General features: G+C 67.8%; 12 protein-coding genes. 7 read left to right on the top strand and 5 right to left on the bottom strand.

The window, feature by feature from the left end; genetic code table 11:
• Nucleotides 1-152: 152 nt before the first annotated feature.
• Both VV02_RS12930 and VV02_RS12925 read left to right on the top strand, forming a co-directional pair.
• Entirely contained in the window at nt 153-896 is a 744-nt protein-coding gene (locus VV02_RS12930) for an HAD family hydrolase (protein WP_425412294.1), read from the top strand.
• Nucleotides 893-3,412: a glycoside hydrolase family 65 protein gene (locus tag VV02_RS12925; RefSeq protein ID WP_052591999.1), complete on the top strand. Its 2,520-nt coding sequence runs from the start codon at nt 893-895 to the stop codon at nt 3,410-3,412. Before VV02_RS12930 ends, VV02_RS12925 begins: the two co-directional genes overlap by 4 nt.
• Before the next feature lie 4 nt (nt 3,413-3,416).
• On the opposite strand, the gene VV02_RS12920 is transcribed toward VV02_RS12925, so the two are convergent.
• The 3 genes from VV02_RS12920 to VV02_RS12910 all read right to left on the bottom strand — a co-directional run bounded on the left by VV02_RS12920 (nt 3,417) and on the right by VV02_RS12910 (nt 7,722).
• Nucleotides 3,417-4,784, bottom strand: a complete 1,368-nt coding sequence (locus VV02_RS12920; RefSeq protein ID WP_052591998.1) for a ferredoxin reductase domain-containing protein — start codon at nt 4,782-4,784, stop codon at nt 3,417-3,419.
• 168 nt (nt 4,785-4,952) lie between these two features.
• Entirely contained in the window at nt 4,953-6,704 is a 1,752-nt protein-coding gene (gene leuA / locus VV02_RS12915) for a 2-isopropylmalate synthase (protein WP_052591996.1), read from the bottom strand.
• 244 nt (nt 6,705-6,948) lie between these two features.
• Nucleotides 6,949-7,722: a hypothetical protein gene (locus VV02_RS12910; protein WP_157063395.1), complete on the bottom strand. Its 774-nt coding sequence runs from the start codon at nt 7,720-7,722 to the stop codon at nt 6,949-6,951.
• A 91-nt stretch (nt 7,723-7,813) separates the two neighbouring features.
• On the opposite strand from VV02_RS12910, the gene VV02_RS12905 reads away from it, so the two are divergent.
• Nucleotides 7,814-8,398, top strand: a complete 585-nt coding sequence (locus VV02_RS12905; protein ID WP_052591992.1) for a hypothetical protein — start codon at nt 7,814-7,816, stop codon at nt 8,396-8,398.
• A gap of 6 nt (nt 8,399-8,404) precedes the next feature.
• Here VV02_RS12905 and VV02_RS12900 read toward each other — a convergent pair whose 3' ends face one another.
• On the bottom strand, nt 8,405-9,415 hold the full coding sequence (locus VV02_RS12900; protein WP_083450135.1) for a right-handed parallel beta-helix repeat-containing protein: 1,011 nt from the start codon (nt 9,413-9,415) through the stop codon (nt 8,405-8,407).
• A 119-nt stretch (nt 9,416-9,534) separates the two neighbouring features.
• Here VV02_RS12900 and VV02_RS12895 point away from each other — a divergent pair, with 119 nt between their 5' ends.
• Nucleotides 9,535-10,674 carry a M4 family metallopeptidase gene (locus tag VV02_RS12895; protein ID WP_245633068.1) on the top strand — a complete coding sequence of 380 codons (1,140 nt, stop codon included), beginning with the start codon at nt 9,535-9,537 and terminating at the stop codon, nt 10,672-10,674.
• A gap of 378 nt (nt 10,675-11,052) precedes the next feature.
• Here VV02_RS12895 and VV02_RS12890 read toward each other — a convergent pair whose 3' ends face one another.
• A complete protein-coding gene (locus VV02_RS12890) occupies nt 11,053-13,326 on the bottom strand; it encodes an FdhF/YdeP family oxidoreductase (protein ID WP_052596959.1) in 2,274 nt (757 codons plus the stop codon).
• Between the two features lie 211 nt (nt 13,327-13,537).
• Between VV02_RS12890 and VV02_RS12885 the strand changes: the two genes are divergently transcribed.
• From VV02_RS12885 to VV02_RS12875, 3 genes are read left to right on the top strand one after another with little or no spacing between them, the layout of a single operon-like run.
• On the top strand, nt 13,538-14,560 hold the full coding sequence (locus VV02_RS12885) for a Dyp-type peroxidase (protein WP_052596957.1): 1,023 nt from the start codon (nt 13,538-13,540) through the stop codon (nt 14,558-14,560).
• Nucleotides 14,557-15,357 carry a family 1 encapsulin nanocompartment shell protein gene (locus tag VV02_RS12880; protein WP_052591988.1) on the top strand — a complete coding sequence of 267 codons (801 nt, stop codon included), beginning with the start codon at nt 14,557-14,559 and terminating at the stop codon, nt 15,355-15,357. Before VV02_RS12885 ends, VV02_RS12880 begins: the two co-directional genes overlap by 4 nt.
• Nucleotides 15,354-15,986, top strand: coding sequence for a DUF1345 domain-containing protein (locus VV02_RS12875; RefSeq protein ID WP_052591986.1), 633 nt, complete (start codon nt 15,354-15,356; stop codon nt 15,984-15,986). Before VV02_RS12880 ends, VV02_RS12875 begins: the two co-directional genes overlap by 4 nt.

The raw sequence follows: 15,986 nt of genomic DNA, 5'->3' as shown, positions 1-15,986 counted from the left end.
ACTCCGTAGATCGCACGTAGTGGCGCCGGGTCCTGCACGACGTGCCACCAGTGGCTCATGCGTCCAACCTAGGCCGACCGCCGGGCGCTCGGCTCGATCCGCACCTGGAATGTGACACCGCCTACGACGTCTGGCCACTCCGAAGCCCTAGCATCGCGCGAGTGACCGAAACGTCTGCTGCGTTCGACTGGACTGCTGTCGAAGCCGCGCTGTTCGACCTGGACGGCGTGCTCACTCCCACTGCCGAGGTACACATGCAGGCGTGGGACGCCCTCTTCAACAGCTACCTGCGCGCCGAGCATCCTGATCAGCCTCCGTACACCCAGGCGGACTACTTCGCCCATGTCGACGGCAAACCGCGCTACGACGGCGTCCGCGACTTCCTGACCTCGCGCGGTATCGAGCTGCCGGAAGGCACCGTCGACGACGACGCCGAGCTGGACACCGTGCACGGTCTGGGCAACCGCAAGAACGTCACCTTCAACGAGGTGCTCACGCGTGACGGTGTGCGCGCCTACCCAGGATCGGTGGCGCTGCTCGATCACCTGGCGACCATCGGCGTACAGATGGCTGTCGTCTCCTCCTCCAAGAACGCACCCGCCGTGCTCGCCGCAGCCGGACTTGCCGACCGCTTCGAGGTCGTCATCGACGGTGTCGTGGCGGCGCGGCTCGGCCTGCCTGGCAAACCGGCGCCCGACACCTTCCAGCACGCCGCCGACGAGCTCGGCGTGGCCCACGCGAGGTGCATCGTGCTCGAGGACGCTGTGAGCGGCGTACAGGCAGGCGCAGCAGGCGGATTCGCCGGTGTCGTCGGTGTGGACCGGGGCGCCGGATCGGCGCTCGCGGACGCCGGCGCGACGATCGTGGTCCGTGATCTCGCAGAGCTGATCTCATGAGCGCGGCCCTGGGTTCTTCGCCGGTTGATCCGATGGACCGGACCCGCTTCCCCATCGACCCATGGCGCCTGGTCGAGAAGCGCACTGACCGGAACGACCTCGGCGTCACCGAGTCCCTGTTCGCGGTCGCCAACGGCTATCTCGGGATGCGCGGCAACCCGGCCGAGGGCCGCGACGCCCACGCGCACGGCACCTTCATCAACGGTTTTCACGAGACCTGGCAGATCCACCACGCGGAGGCGGCGTTCGGCTTCGCCCGGACGGGCCAGACGCTCGTCAACGTCCCTGACGCCAAGGTGCTCAAGCTCTACATCGACGACGAGCCGCTCAACGTCAACTTCGCGGACCTGGAGGAGTACGAACGCGTCCTGGACTTTCGCGACGGTGTCCTGCGCCGCAGCCTGATCTGGCGTACGCCGTCGGGCAAGCGGATCAAGGTCGTCAGCTCTCGCATGGTCTCGATGGCCCAGCGGCACCTGGCGATCCTGTCTCTCGAGGTGACCGTCCTGTCCAGCGCCGGCAGCACGCCTGTGTTGATCTCGTCGCAGATACTCAACCGCCAGGACGGCAAGGACGAGTACGACGTCCCGTCCGCTGCCATGGGCGAGGGCCGAGACCCGCGCAAGGCGGCTCAGTTCACCGAACGTGTGCTGCAGCCGATCATGAGCGATGCGACCGACGAACGCCTGGCGCTCGGCTACCGGTGCGCGCACTCGCGCATGACGGTCGCGGTCGCGGCCGACCACGTGGTGACCTGCCCGGTCGCGTACGAGACGATCACGCACCACGAGGAGGACCTGGCGAAAGCGGTCTTCCGCACCGAGCTCAGCGAGGGCCAGACCCTCCGGGTGGACAAGTTCGTCGCCTATCACAGCTCGCGCGGCGTCCCGGTTCGTGAGCTCGCGGACCGCTGTGCGCGCACCCTCGACCGGGCTCGTCAGTACGGCATCGACCGGGCGCACGCCGCCCAGCGCGAGTGGTTCTCCACCTTCTGGGACGGCGCCGACATCGTCGTCGAGGACCAGCCCGCGGTCCAGCAGGCCATCCGCTACAACCTGTTCCAGATCGCGCAGGCCGCCGGCCGTGCAGACGTTCAAGGCGTGCCTGCCAAGGGCGTCACGGGCTCGGGCTACGAGGGCCACTACTTCTGGGACACGGAGGTCTACGTCACGCCGTTCCTCACCTACGCAGCGCCGCAGATCGCTCGCAACACCCTCGTGTTCCGCTGCCAGATGCTCGATGCCGCGCGGCGACGGGCCGCCGAGATGGCCCTGAAGGGTGCGTTGTTCCCCTGGCGCACCATCAACGGCGAGGAGGCGTCGGCCTACTACGCGGCCGGCACCGCTCAGATGCACCTGGACGCGGACGTCGCGTTCGCGATGATGAAGTACGTCGATGCCACCGGCGACATCGACTTCCTGCTGCGCGGTGGCTTCGACATCCTGGTCGAGACGGCCCGGTTCTGGGCCGATCTGGGCTTCTGGCGCAGCAACGGCGACCCGTCCTTCCACATCCACGGCGTGACCGGGCCGGACGAATACACCACGGTCGTCAACAACAACCTGTTCACCAACGTCATGGCCAGGTACAACCTGGAGCGTGCCGCCGAGATGGTCGACCTGCTGCGCCGCGACTACCCCGACGAGATGGCCGCGCTGACCGAGCGCCTGCACCTCAAGGACGGCGAGGTCGAGGAGTGGCACCGCTGCGCGGCCAAGATGCACATCCCGTTCGACTCCCGCCTCGGCATCCATCCGCAGGACGACCAGTTCCTGGCGCGTGAGGTGTGGGACCTGTCTCGTACGCCTGACGAGCTGCGTCCGCTGCTGCTGCACTACCACCCGCTGGTGATCTACCGCTTCCAGGTGCTGAAGCAGACCGACGTGGTGCTCGCGCTGTTCCTGCAGGGCGACCGGTTCACGCTCGAGGAGAAGAAGGCCGACTTCGAGTACTACGACCCGATCACCACCGGTGACTCGACGCTGTCGGCCGTGGTGCAGGCCGTCATCGCCTCCGAGGTGGGCTACCACGAGGTCGCGGCCGAGTACCTCAACCACGCGCTCTACGTCGACCTCGCCGACCTGCACGACAACACCGTCGACGGGTTGCACATCGCCTCCGCCGGCGGGGTGTGGGCCGCCGTGGTCAACGGCATCGGCGGTATGCGAGACCACGGCGGCACGCTGTCGTTCGACCCTCGCCTGCCGGTGAGCTGGCCCTCCCTGGAGTACTCCTTGCGCTGGCACGGCTCCCAGCTGAGGGTCCGGCTGACCCAGCACGCCATCGAGTTCGGTGTCAGTGAGGGCGACCCGGTCACGGTGAGCGTCCGCGGCACGTCGTACGACGTCTCCGCCGACTCTCCCGTCACGGTCGCCCTGGCCGACCAGGGCCCGCGCATCGACGGTGCGCTCGGCGATGCGCCGCTGGTCGGCGGGCGACGTGCGGACGGGACGATGATCACGGCCGCCGTGCCCGAGGCGACCTTCGGCATCGAGGAGAGCGACCTTCCCGCCTGAGCGGTCAGGAGTCCCAGATCGCGCCGAACGCCGGGATGCCGCGTGCCTCCAGCCCCTGGACCACCTGCCAGGTGACCTGCTGGTTGGCCACACAGATCACGGCCTCCGCGCCCGTGTCACGCACCGCCTGCAGGGCCAGCTCGAACAGGTCCGGCTTGCCTCGTTGGCTGGTGTCCCACACGTCGGCGTCGGGCCGGGCACCCAGGATCTCGTTGACCAGGTCAGCCCCGTAGGTCCGGACGGGGTTGCGGGTGACCCAGATCAAGTGACCGTTGCCCTGGTCGGCCAGCACGTGACCGAGCAACGGACCGATGCCGCTGCCGGTCGCCACGAACACCACCCGCCGGAAGAGCTTGCGAGCGTTGGCGACACCGACCACCGGTGTGCCGCGTACCCAGACGTGGGTCGGCGGCTCGTCGATCAGCTCGCTGGTCCAGTCGCCGGCCCGCGACACCAGCATCCGGTAGCCGTCCTCGCCCGGTGCCGCAGGCACATTGGCGAACGAGTGCCAGCCCAGGACGGCCGACCGGCTGATCGCGCGGGTCGACCCGATGGGTGGCGGGCTGCCGTGGGCAAGCCGCACCACGGCGGCGTGGTCAGACGGTCGCTCGACGGTCACGGCAACCCTGCGCAGCCGGAGCCACGGCTCGACAGCGAGCGCGGTCGACAGCAGCACCAACAGGGTCGTCGGGGACGTCAGCAGCACCCGGATGACCGGCTCGTCAGGACGTTGGTGCGCGACGAACACGACGGCGTTGATCCAGACGGCGACCAGCAGTGACCAGCCACCAATGCGGTGGCTGACCTCGAACACGTCGTGTGCGCGCCGCCGAACCGGTGGCATCGCCAACGCACAGAGCGAGACCAGGAGCACGCCAATCACGAGCGACAGCAACACATTTGCGCCGGTGACGGTGCCCTCGTCGCGGATGCCGGCGCGCGCGACGCCGACAGCGAAGAAGAGGTACCAGACCGATCCGCCGATGGCTGCGCCGATGTGCACTCCCCCGAGATGGTGCACCTTGCCCAGCGCCCAGCGCACCGACAACGGCCAGGTGACGGGCGCGCGGGTGGCGACCGCCGACAGCAGGTTGACGACGTGCTGCTGGCGTACGAGCGTTCCCAGCACAAGGTTGAGCTGAGCGATGAGCGAGAGCCGGCCAAGAGTGGCTGCATCGGCCCGCAGGAGCCACCCTGACGACCAGCCACTGACGGCGACCGCGACATTGAGGACGACCATCAAGGCCGCCCAGCGGTAGTAGACGAGCAGCGCCGGATGGGCACGCTTTCGACGTACGTGATGGAGCAGTGCTGCGAATGATGGTCGAGCGTCCGCCCGCATCTGGGCAGGCAGGATCGACAGCAGTGACATTGATTTCCCCCCGGAAACAAGCCTTCTCGGTCCCCCCGACCGAGCGGCTACAGGCACAGACGCACGGCGGTCAGATCAGGTTGTCTCCCGGACCGAATCTCTTTCCACGACGCACTGCGGCCCCGACCGCGTGGAGCGATCGGGGCCGCAGTGTGTGCGGGTGTGTGCTCAGACCTCGTCGTCGCGCAGGCCGCGGTTGACGGCAGACAGGATCGCCGTCAGGGAGGCCTTGACGATCGAGCTGTGCCGGCCGACGCCCCACAGCACGCGGTCACCGATGGCGCACTCGACGTACGCGGCAGCCTTGGCGTCCTCACCACCGGACAGGGCGTGCTCGGCGTAGTCGAGGACGCGGACGTCGACACCCAACGTCGAGAGCGCGTCGATGAACGCAGCCAGCGGACCGTTGCCGGTGCCCTCGATCGTGATCGGCTTGGCTCCGTGCTCACGGTCGGTCATCGTCGCGACGATGTGGTCCTTGCCATCGGCCGAGCTGTCGATCGTGTGGGTGATCGGCGAGAACCGGCCCCACGCGGACTCACCCTCCCCGGTGCCCGGGAGGTACTCATCGACGAACGTCTGCCACAGCTGCTCCGGCGTGACCTCTCCGCCCTGGGTGTCCGTACGACGCTGCACGACTCCGCTGAACTCCACCTGTAGGCGACGCGGCAGGTCCAGCTGGTGCTCGGTCTTGAGGATGTAGGCGACGCCACCCTTGCCGGACTGGCTGTTGACCCGGACCACGGCCTCGTAGGAGCGGCCGATGTCGTGCGGGTCGATCGGCAGGTAGGGCACGCCCCAGACCAGCTTGTCGATGTCCTTGCCGCTCTCCTTGGACTGCCGCTCCATGTCCTCGAAGCCCTTCTTGATGGCGTCCTGGTGGGAGCCGGAGAAGGCTGTGAAGACCAGGTCGCCGCCGTAGGGGTGGCGTTCGTGGACGGGCAGCTGGTTGCAGTGCTCGACCGTGCGGCGTACCTCGTCGATGTTGCTGAAGTCGATCTGCGGGTCGATGCCCTGGCCGAAGAGGTTCATCCCGAGCGTCACCAGGCACACGTTGCCCGTCCGCTCGCCGTTGCCGAACAGGCAGCCCTCGATACGGTCCGCGCCGGCCTGGTAGCCGAGCTCAGCGGCGGCGACGCCCGTGCCGCGGTCGTTGTGCGGGTGCAGCGACAAGATGACCGACTCGCGCCGGTCGAGGTTCTTGGACATCCACTCGATCGAGTCGGCGTAGACGTTGGGCGTGGCCATCTCGACGGTCGCGGGCAGGTTGATGATCATCTTGTGATCGGGAGTCGGGTCGATCACGTCCATGACCGCATTGCTGATGCGGGCCGCGAACTCCAGCTCGGTGCCGGTGTAGGACTCCGGCGAGTACTCGTAGTAGACCGCCGTCTCCGGGATGGTCTCCTCGAGCTTGCGGCACAGCCGCGCGGCCTGCACCGCGATGTCGACGATGCCGTCCTGATCCATCCCGAACACCACGCGGCGCTGCAGCACCGAGGTGGAGTTGTAGAAGTGCACGATCGCCTGCTTGGAGCCGCGGATCGCGTCGTAGGTCCGCTCGATCAGCTGGTCACGACACTGCGTCAGCACCTGGATGGTGACGTCGTCGGGGATGTGGCCGCCGTCGATCAGCTCGCGGCAGAAGTCGAAGTCGGTCTGGCTCGCGGACGGGAAGCCGACCTCGATCTCCTTGTAGCCCATGGTGACCAGCAGCTTGAACATCCGCATCTTGCGCTCGGAGTTCATCGGGTCGATGAGGGCCTGGTTGCCGTCTCGCAGGTCGACCGCGCACCAGCGCGGCGCCTTGCTGATGATCTGGTCGGGCCACGTGCGGTCGGGGAGGTCGACCTTGATCTGCTCGTGGAAGGGGACGTACTTGCCGATCGGCATCGACGTCGGCTGCTGGGGGTGCATCATGATCTCGCCTCAGGTGTGTCGCGCGGAGTGAGCACTTCGCCCTGGAATCACCAGAAGGGCGTCAGTCGCTCGGAAGTCGGCCAGGCACGTCGAGCCTCCGCGGCGAGGGAGGCCGATCTGTCAGACCTCGCCGCGGCAGCGAAGAAGAAGCTCGTACGCCGTCCGCACCCGCCCACCATAGCCCTCGGCGACACGTCCGTGTCGCCGAGGGCGTCGTACACCTTGGTCGCCTGGACCCGCGCTGTCAGCCGGAGCAGCTGCCCCAGTGCGCCGGGTCGGCTGCGGTGTCCACGTCGACGAACTGGTAGCGGTCGGTGCCGTCCTCGAACGTCCACTGGTCGCCGGTCATGGTTCGCCAGGTGCCGTCCGCGTCCTTGACCGACTGCTGGACCATCTCGGTCCGCTGATCACACGAGATAACCGGCTCGACCAAGCCGCCGTCGTCGAACGTCTCGATGTCGTGGGCGTACATCTCCACGGTGGTCGGCGTGTCCGAGGCGAGGAAACCTGGTCCGTCGCCGTCGTGGAGATCGACCGAGAGGCAGATCTTGGTGTCGTCGTCGGCGCAGTGCTCGTACATGAACGTGACCTGCTGGCCCGGCTGGAGGTGGGACAGGCCACCGCAGATGCTGCCGGCCTCCCAGGTCGGTGGGCAGTCCGGGTTGTCGGCGAGACCGTCATCGTCGTTGTAGAAGTACACCGCCCAGCCGACGTCGTTGTTGTAGTAGATGCCGGACTCGAGGTTGTAGTACCACGCGCCGACCGCACCCCACGGGTCGTCGCCGGTGTTGGCTACGGCCGGCACCTGCCAGGTGACCTGCCAGCCGCGGGTCGCAGAGATGTCGCCCTTGTAGCGGCTGTTGAGCAGGTAGACCCCCTGGACCTGCTCATGCCCCGAGGGCTGCGGGGGTGGTGGCGGCGCAGCCGACGCCGGCGCGGCGCCGATGGCTGCCAGCGTGATGGCGCCGACGAGAGCAAGCACCGGGCGTACGCGTGTCATCCCGCGGGGAGCTGTCATGGCCATCACTGAAGCAGTGCCCGTCAGGGACCGGTCCCTGACGGCGCCCGCTAGAGATGAGGTCACACCCCCACGACGAGGAGCACCCGCGATGAGCCACCCAAGAAGAGCCACTCGCATCACCCTGGCGACGGTCGGCGCGCTGGTCGGCGTCCTCGGCCTGACGAGTACGAACGTGGCGTCAGCCAGTCGTACCTCTGACCCCACGGCACGGTTCTCGCAGGCGGGACGGGCAGCGGGACTGACCGGGTCTCAGATCGGATGGCTGCAGGCCGAGGTCGATCGCGACATCTCCCGGTCCGGTGGCCAGCAGGTCGCCTTGAACGTCGTGCAGCGGGAAGGCGCTCAGCTCCGGATCGCGCTCCCTGGCGAGAGTCGGCCGCGCCATCTCGGCGGACGAGGTCTCGCGGCGAGCCCGTGCGACGGCGGGACCGCGCCCGGCTGGTTCTGCGCCTACAGCTCGACCTTCGGCCGCGGCTCCCAGCTGGGGATGTACAGGTGCGGGACGTACTCACTCCCGGGCTGGTCCGGGTTCGGTTCGTGGGGCGACAACCAGACTGCTGGCACCCAGTCGCTGTTCCAGCTGAGAGATCACACCACCGTCAAGAACGTCTTCGCTCCGAGCAACTCGCAGGAATACAACTGGGACCCGATCTGGTTCATCAAGAACTGCTGAGCGTGCCTACTCCGTGATGGGACACGGATCGGTGAGGTCGACGTTCGCCGCTCCCGAGCCCGCGTTGGTCACCGTGTTGTCGGCACAGACGATGTTGCCGCGGTCGTCGCCATCGACGTCGAAGCCGTACCCGTCGGCGCCGACGTCGGCGTTGTTGCGCGCGAAGAAGTTGTCGCTCCCCCACGAGTCGACAGCTTCATGGACCTGGAACCCGTCCAGCAGGGCATGCGATCCACGGTTGTCGATGATCTGGTAGCCGTTGCCTTTGACGTCGAGCCAGCTGTCGGCGTAGTTCTCGCCGCTCATGCCCGTGCCGTCGAACGTGTTGCCAGAGATCACCCCGCCCGTGGTCCCCTCCTTCACATCAACACTCTCCGCGCGGACATCGGGCCCAATCACGTTGCCAGACACGCGATTTCGGTCGCTGTGATCCTCGCCGCCGCCATCACACCTGTCCCAGTTGCTGTGAGCCGAGCCGAGATAGACGCCCTCGCCGTACTGCGGCTGCACCCGCCCGGTGTCGGTGATCGTGCTGTCCTGAACCACGTTGTCCGAGCTCGCACATCTGAAGTGGATCCCCTCGTCACCCACGCCCTGCACCTGGAGGTGATCAATCACGTTGTGGTTGGCGCCGTCCCCCATCAGACCCTTCTGCGAGTTCTGGATGGTGAAGCCCTTCAACGCCCAGTACGACGCGGAGTCCAGGTGGAACCCGTACCCGCTCCCACCGCCGTCGAGGACCGCACCCGCCGAGCCGGTGCGCGTGATCGGCGCATCCTCCGTCCCGGAGGTCGCCGCCTGGAAGTGCCCGGCGTACGTCCCGTCGGCCAGCTGGATCGTGTCTCCGGGGCGGGCATCCTGCAGAGCGGTCGTGAGCTCAGCGGCGTCGTGCACCTCGACGCTGCTGGCCGGCTCAGCGGCCGCCACGGCCTGGAGGTCAGGGCCGGCGCTCGCGCCTACAGCAACGCACGCCACCACTGCCCATTCGAACCGCCGACGTGTCAGTCCTCTCGTCATCGTTCGACCGTACGGAGTTCTCCCAGGGACGGGTCCCTAAGGCCTGCAATGAGATCGAGCGATCCGAAAGATGCAACGCGACACCGCGCTGTGTCGGCATGAGCGGGCAGAGTGGGCGCATGACTCGTTGCCTCATCGTCCCGCCGCACATCCTGGTCCGTCTCGCCGCGGTCGGTGACCCGCGCATCGCCAGGGCGGCCGAGCGCACCCTCGCGGTCGGTCAGGACCTGCACACGCGGCGTGAGGTGCGGGCCGCCCGATCGGGCCGCGAAGCGGGCGGCCTCGGCGGCACCGGGCTGCTGCCGGGCGACCTCCGTGAGCGCGCTCGCGGACCGCACGGCTCCACCCGCGCCCCCGCGCAGGGTGCAGCCGCTCCTGCACCCGCGCCGAAGCGATCGATCCACGACGCGCAGCAGGGCACCACGCTCCCGGGCACACTGGTCCGCTCCGAGGGTCAGGCGGCCGTCGCCGACGAGTCGGCCAACGAGGCGTACGACGGTCTGGGCCAGACCTTCGCGCTCTATGCCGAGGCCTACGGCCGCAACTCCCTCGACGGCGCCGGTCTCGAGCTGGTCGCGAGCGTCCACTACGACCGTGACTTCGACAACGCGTTCTGGGACGGCGAGCAGATGGTCTTCGGCGATGGAGACGGCGAGTACTTCAACTCCTTCACCGACAGCATCGACGTCATCGGGCACGAGCTGACCCACGGATTCACCCAGTTCACAGCGGGATTCACCTATGTCGCCCAGTCCGGCGCGCTCAACGAGTCGGTGTCGGACGTGTTCGGTTCGCTGGTCAAGCAGCGCGCGCTCAAGCAGACCGCCGAGCAGGCCGACTGGCTGATCGGCGACCACCTGTTCACCGACAAGGTCAAGGGCGTCGCGCTGCGATCGATGAAGGACCCAGGCACGGCGTACGACGACCCACACCTCGGCAAGGACCCGCAGCCGGCGGACATGGCCGGCTATCAGGACCTGCCGCACGACGAGCAGAACGACAACGGTGGGGTGCACATCAACTCCGGCATCCCCAACCGGGCGTTCTACCTGGCGGCGACCGGCATCGGCGGCAATGCGTGGGAGGGCGCCGGCCAGATCTGGTTCGACGTGATGACCGGTGGTGGCCTCGCCAAGGACGCTGACTTCACCGCGTTCGCCGAGGCCACGATCAAGGCGGCGGGTGCGCGGTTCGGTGCGGGCGGAGACCAGGAGGACGCCGTGCGTCAGGCCTGGTCCACCGTCAAGGTCCTCCCCTGATCACTATCTACCGCCGCCGGTCGAGTAGGGCGAGCCGCTAGGCGAGGCCGTATCGAGACCAGGTGCACGCGGTCACGGGGTCTCGATACGCCTCCGCTAGTGCTCCGGCTACTCGACCAGCGAGAGGGGCCAGATCGCGATGGCCCTTCGAAGGAGAGGACAACGGCGTTGCGGATATGTACAACCTCGTTGTCCTTCTCCACGACACCCATCGCTCCGGTGAGCCCGAGTCGAAACCCCTTGAGTACCAGGGAGACTCGTCGTTCGCGGTCACCAGGTCTCGATACGCCTCCGCTAGCGCTCCGGCTACTCGACCAGCGGTGGTGTGGGCTAGCGCTCCGGCTACTCGACCAGCGGTGGTGTGGGCTAGCGCTCCGGCTACTCGACCGGCGAGGCCGTGACTCGGACCTTGAGGTTCTTCATCAGGGGCTGGTCGCTCTGGGTGCTGTAGTCGGCCGCACCCACGAGCACGTTCATCTCCGGCATGTATCCCGCAGCGCTCCCGCGCGGCAGGTCATAGGCGAGGGCACGATATCGATCGAGCCTGCGCACTGACCCGTCCTTGGACGTGGCCACGATGTCCACGAGGTCACCCGATGCAAGACCGCGCTCTCGCAGATCGGCCTCGTGCATGAGGATCAGCGTGCGCAGGTTCTTGATGCCGCGATAGCGGTCGTCGTCGGAGTAGATCGTGGTGTTCCACTGGTCGTGCGAGCGCATCGTCTGCAGGACCAGCACGTCACCATCGGTCGGGATCACGTCAGGTAGCGGCGCCGAGGAGAACTCCGCCCGCCCGGACGGCGTCTGGAAGACCAGCTCCCGCGCCGGTTGCCGGAGCCGAAAACCCAGCGGCAGGCGTACCCGACGGTTGAAGTCCTCGAACCCGACCAGCGCCTTGGCCATCACGTCGCGGATGCGGTCATAGTCCTCGACGTAGGACTCCCACGGCGTCGCGCTGTCCGGGAGCGTCGCGCGCGCCATGCCGGCCACGATGGCCGGCTCGGACAGGAGGTGGGGCGAGGCGGGCTTCTTCATCCCGACCGACAGGTGGACCATGCTCATCGAGTCCTCGACCGAGGTCGACTGCAGGCCGGCGACCTGCTCGTCCTTCTCGGTGCGGCCGAGGCACGGCAGGATCAAGGCCCTCTTGCCATGCGCGATGTGGCTGCGGTTCAGCTTGGTGCTCACGTGCACGGTCAGGTCGCAGCTGCGCAGGCCGGCCTCGGTGTACGCCGTGTCTGGGGCAGCCTTCGCGAAGTTGCCGCCCATCCCGATGAAGACCTTGATCCCGCCCTCGTTCATGGCCTTGATCGTGCTCACCGTGTCCAGGCCGTGCTCGCGGGGCGGGTCGATCCCGCAGGCCGCAGCGAGGCGGTCGAGGAACTCCGGCTTCGGACGGTGGTCGATACCGCAGGTGCGGTTGCCCTGCACGTTGCTGTGCCCGCGCACCGGCGACGGCCCGGCACCTTCGCGGCCCAGGTTGCCCCTCAGCAGCAGCACATTGACGATCTCGCGGACCGTGTCGACGCCGTGCTCGTGCTGGGTCACGCCGAGGCACCAGCTGATGAGCGTCCGGTCCGACCGGGAGTAGACGTCGGCAGCCTTGAGGATGTCGGCGCGGCTCAGTCCGGACTGCCGCTCGAGGTCCTCCCACGGCGTGGCTTCGCACAGCTCGCGGTAGGCCTCGAACCGGTCGGTGAAGCGATCCACGAACTCCTGGTCGACCGCCTTCGGGTCCGTCCGGTCCGCCTCGAGCAGCGCCTTGGCGATCCCGCGCAGCAGAGCCAGGTCCCCGCCGGGGCGTACCTGGAGGTTCAGGGTGCTGGTCGCGGTCGCCTTGTTGATCGCCATGTCCACGAAGTCGTGCGGCACGATCGTGCGCGTCCCGGCCGCCTCGACCAACGGGTTGATGTGCACGACCTGCGCGCCCCGCTTGGTCGCCTCGGCGAGTGCCGTGAGCATGCGCGGCGCGTTGGACGCGGCGTTGACGCCCATGATGAACAGCGCGTCAGCCGCCTGCCAGTCAGCGAGGTCAGCGGTGCCCTTGCCCGTGCCGAGCGCCGCCTGCAGCGCGCGGCCCGACGCCTCGTGGCACATGTTGGAGCAGTCCGGCAGGTTGTTGGTGCCATACTCGCGCGCCATCAGCTGATAGAGGAACGTCGCTTCGTTGCCGAGCCGCCCCGAGGTGTAGAACGCCGCCTCGTCAGGGCTCCCGAGCCCACCCAGCACCTGCCCGATGAGCGCGAACGCCGACGGCCAGTCGATCGGCACGTAGTGGTCGGTCTCGGAGTCATAGACCATCGGCTCGGTCAGCCGACCCTGGTCCTCGAGCTGGAAGTCGCTCCACGTCTCGAGCTCGGTGACGCTGTGCTCCGCGAAGAACTCCGCGGTCGTACGACGGCCGGTCATCTCCCACGTGACGTGCTTGATGCCGTTCTCGCAGATGTCGAGCTTGAGGCCCTTCGTGTCGTCCGGCCAGGCGCAGCCGGGACAGTCGAAGCCGCCATTCTCATGGTTCATCTTGAAGATGGCCTTCGGACCGAGAAGAGGCTCACGCTCGCGGAGCAGCACCTTGCCGACCGACATCGCGGCTCCCCAGCCGGCGGCCGGGTGACGGTAGCCCAGAGGACCGTTCTCGGTTCGATCGCCCACGCCGGCTTCCTCTCGTCGTCCCGGCCACGAGCACGAGCGCTCGCGCAGGTCGTACGGACCCACCCTAAGCACGCCGGCGCTGGGTGGACAGGTCTCGACGCGCGCCCTCGGCGGTGATGTGATGCTGCTCGGTAGGTCGGTCTCCCCGTCCTCGATCGGCGTGCCAGTCTGAGGGTCTCACCGGCGCACAGGAGGTTGTACGACAGTGGTCATGCAGCAGGTAGTGGAACCTCCGGCGAAGGCTGCGGTCTTCCTGGTCCTGACCGTCAATGCCGGCAGCGAGAGCGACGTCCTCGAGGTGCTGGCCGATGCACCCGGTCTGACGCGTTCGGTGTCGTTCCGTGCGCCTCATGACGGGCTCAGCGCGGTGGTCGGGATCGGTGCACACCTGTGGGACCGCCTCTATGACCTGCCCCGCCCGGTGGGGCTGCACCCTTTCGAGGAGATCGTGGGCGCCAAGCACCGCGCCGTGTCGACTCCGGGCGACCTGCTGATCCACCTGCGCGCCCGTCGGGCCGACCTGTGCTTCGAGCTGGCGCGCCACCTCGTGGCCCGGCTGGCTGATCATGCGACGGTCGTCGACGAAGTGCACGGGTTCACCTACTTCGACGAGCGCGACCTGCTCGGCTTCGTCGACGGCACCGAGAATCCCGAGGGCGCCGACGCCGAAGCCGCGGTCTACATCGGTGACGAGGACCCTGCGTACGTCGGCGGCTCCTATGTCCTCGTGCAGAAGTACCTGCACGACCTCGACGCCTGGAATGCTCTGCCGGTCGAGGAGCAGGAGCGGGCCATCGGCCGCAGCAAGCTCGACGACATCGAGATGGCCGATGACATCAAGCCGGCGAACTCGCACGTCGCGCTCAACACGATCGAGGACGCGGACGGCAACGACCGTCAGATCGTGCGCGACAACATGCCGTTCGGAGCCGTCGGCGCCCAGGAGTTCGGCACCTACTTCATCGGCTACGCCGCGGATCCGGACGTGATCGAGGAGATGCTGCGCAACATGTTCATCGGCAAGCCGCCGGGCACGTACGACCGGATCCTCGACTTCTCCACAGCCAAGACGGGCGCGTTGTTCTTCGTCCCGACCGCGGACTTCCTGGAAGACCCGGCGCCGGCCGAGCCGGCGGACGCCGCCGACCGCGACACACCGGCAGACCGTACGACGACCGATGGCTCACTCGGCATCGGCAGCCTCCAGCACACGAACGGAAAGGGCACGACGTGAACAATCTGCATCGGGAGCTCGCGCCGATCTCGGACGCGGCCTGGGACGAGATCGACGACGAGGCGCGGCGGACGTTTAGCGGTCGGGTGGCCGGCCGCCGGGTGATCGACATGCCTGACCCGGCCGGGAGCGAGCTCGCGGCCGTCGGGACCGGACACATCAGCGCGGTGGAGTCCCCCGTCGACGGCGTGGTCGCGCATCGACGTGAGGCACAGCCCGTGATCGAGCTGCGGGTCCCCTTCACCGTCACCCGAGAGGCGGTCGACGACGTCGAGCGCGGCTCCCGTGACTCCGACTGGCAGCCGGTCAAGGACGCGGCGACCCAGATCGCCTCCGCCGAGGACCGGGTCGTGCTGCACGGCGCTCCGGCCGCGGGCATCGTCGGCATCGGGCCGAGCAGCTCCAACGAGCCCGTGACCCTGCCGCCCGAGGTCACCGCCTACCCGGCGGCTGTCGCGCAGGCGATCTCCGAGCTGCGCCTCGCCGGTGTCGATGGCGCGTACAGCCTGCTGCTGTCGGCCGACCTCTACACCGAGGTCGCCGAGACCACCGACCACGGCTACCCGATCCGCGACCACCTCGCACGGATCGTCGACGGCCGGATCATCTGGGCTCCCGCTCTCGATGGTGCGCTGCTGGTCTCCGAGCGCGGCGGTGACTACGAGCTGCACCTCGGACAGGACCTGTCCATCGGCTACCTGTCACACGACGCCGACACCGTCCAGCTCTACCTGCAGGAGTCGTTCACCTTCCTGGTCAACACTGCCGAGTCCAGCGTCGTCATCACCGGGCCGTGACCCGACCTCCGCTGTCCGCTCCGACCCGGCTGGTCGCGGCTGTCGTCGTCGGTCTGGTTGTTGGGGCCGTCGTCGGCCCACTCACCAACGCGCCACTCGGCGTCCTCGCTGGACTTGCAGCAATGGCAACGTCTTTCGTCGCCGTCGGGGTTTTCTTGCTGTGGCCGATGTCGGCGTCGGCCACTCGTAGCAATGCGCGCCGCGAGGACTTCGAGCCGATCATCGAAGAGCTCGTGGTCGTGGTCGCTGCCCTGGGCAGCCTGATCGGCATCGTCGTGCTCCTGGTGCTTCATCACTCCGGATCGGAGGACGCAGCGGCCGCCGTCGGGCTGGGCGGCGTCTTCATGACCTGGGCGATGCTGCACCTGATGTACACCGCGCGATACGCCCACCTCTACTACGGAGACCCGGAGGGCGGGATCGACTTCAACAACGACGACCAGCCGTCGTACCGCGACTTCTTCTACTTCAGCTTCAACCTCGGGATGACCTACCAGGTCTCCGATACCAACGTCTCGACGACACCGATCCGGGCTGTGGTGCTGCGCCACTCGTTGTTGTCGTACGTCTTCGGGACCGTCATCCTCGCGGCGACGATCAACCTGGTGGCGGGCATCCTGACCGGCTAA

It is taken from the genome of Luteipulveratus mongoliensis, assembly GCF_001190945.1.
GTDB lineage: Bacteria > Actinomycetota > Actinomycetes > Actinomycetales > Dermatophilaceae > Luteipulveratus > Luteipulveratus mongoliensis.
The sequence above is the reverse complement of the archived record's forward strand: the minus strand, read 5'-3'. Positions and strand labels throughout refer to the sequence as shown.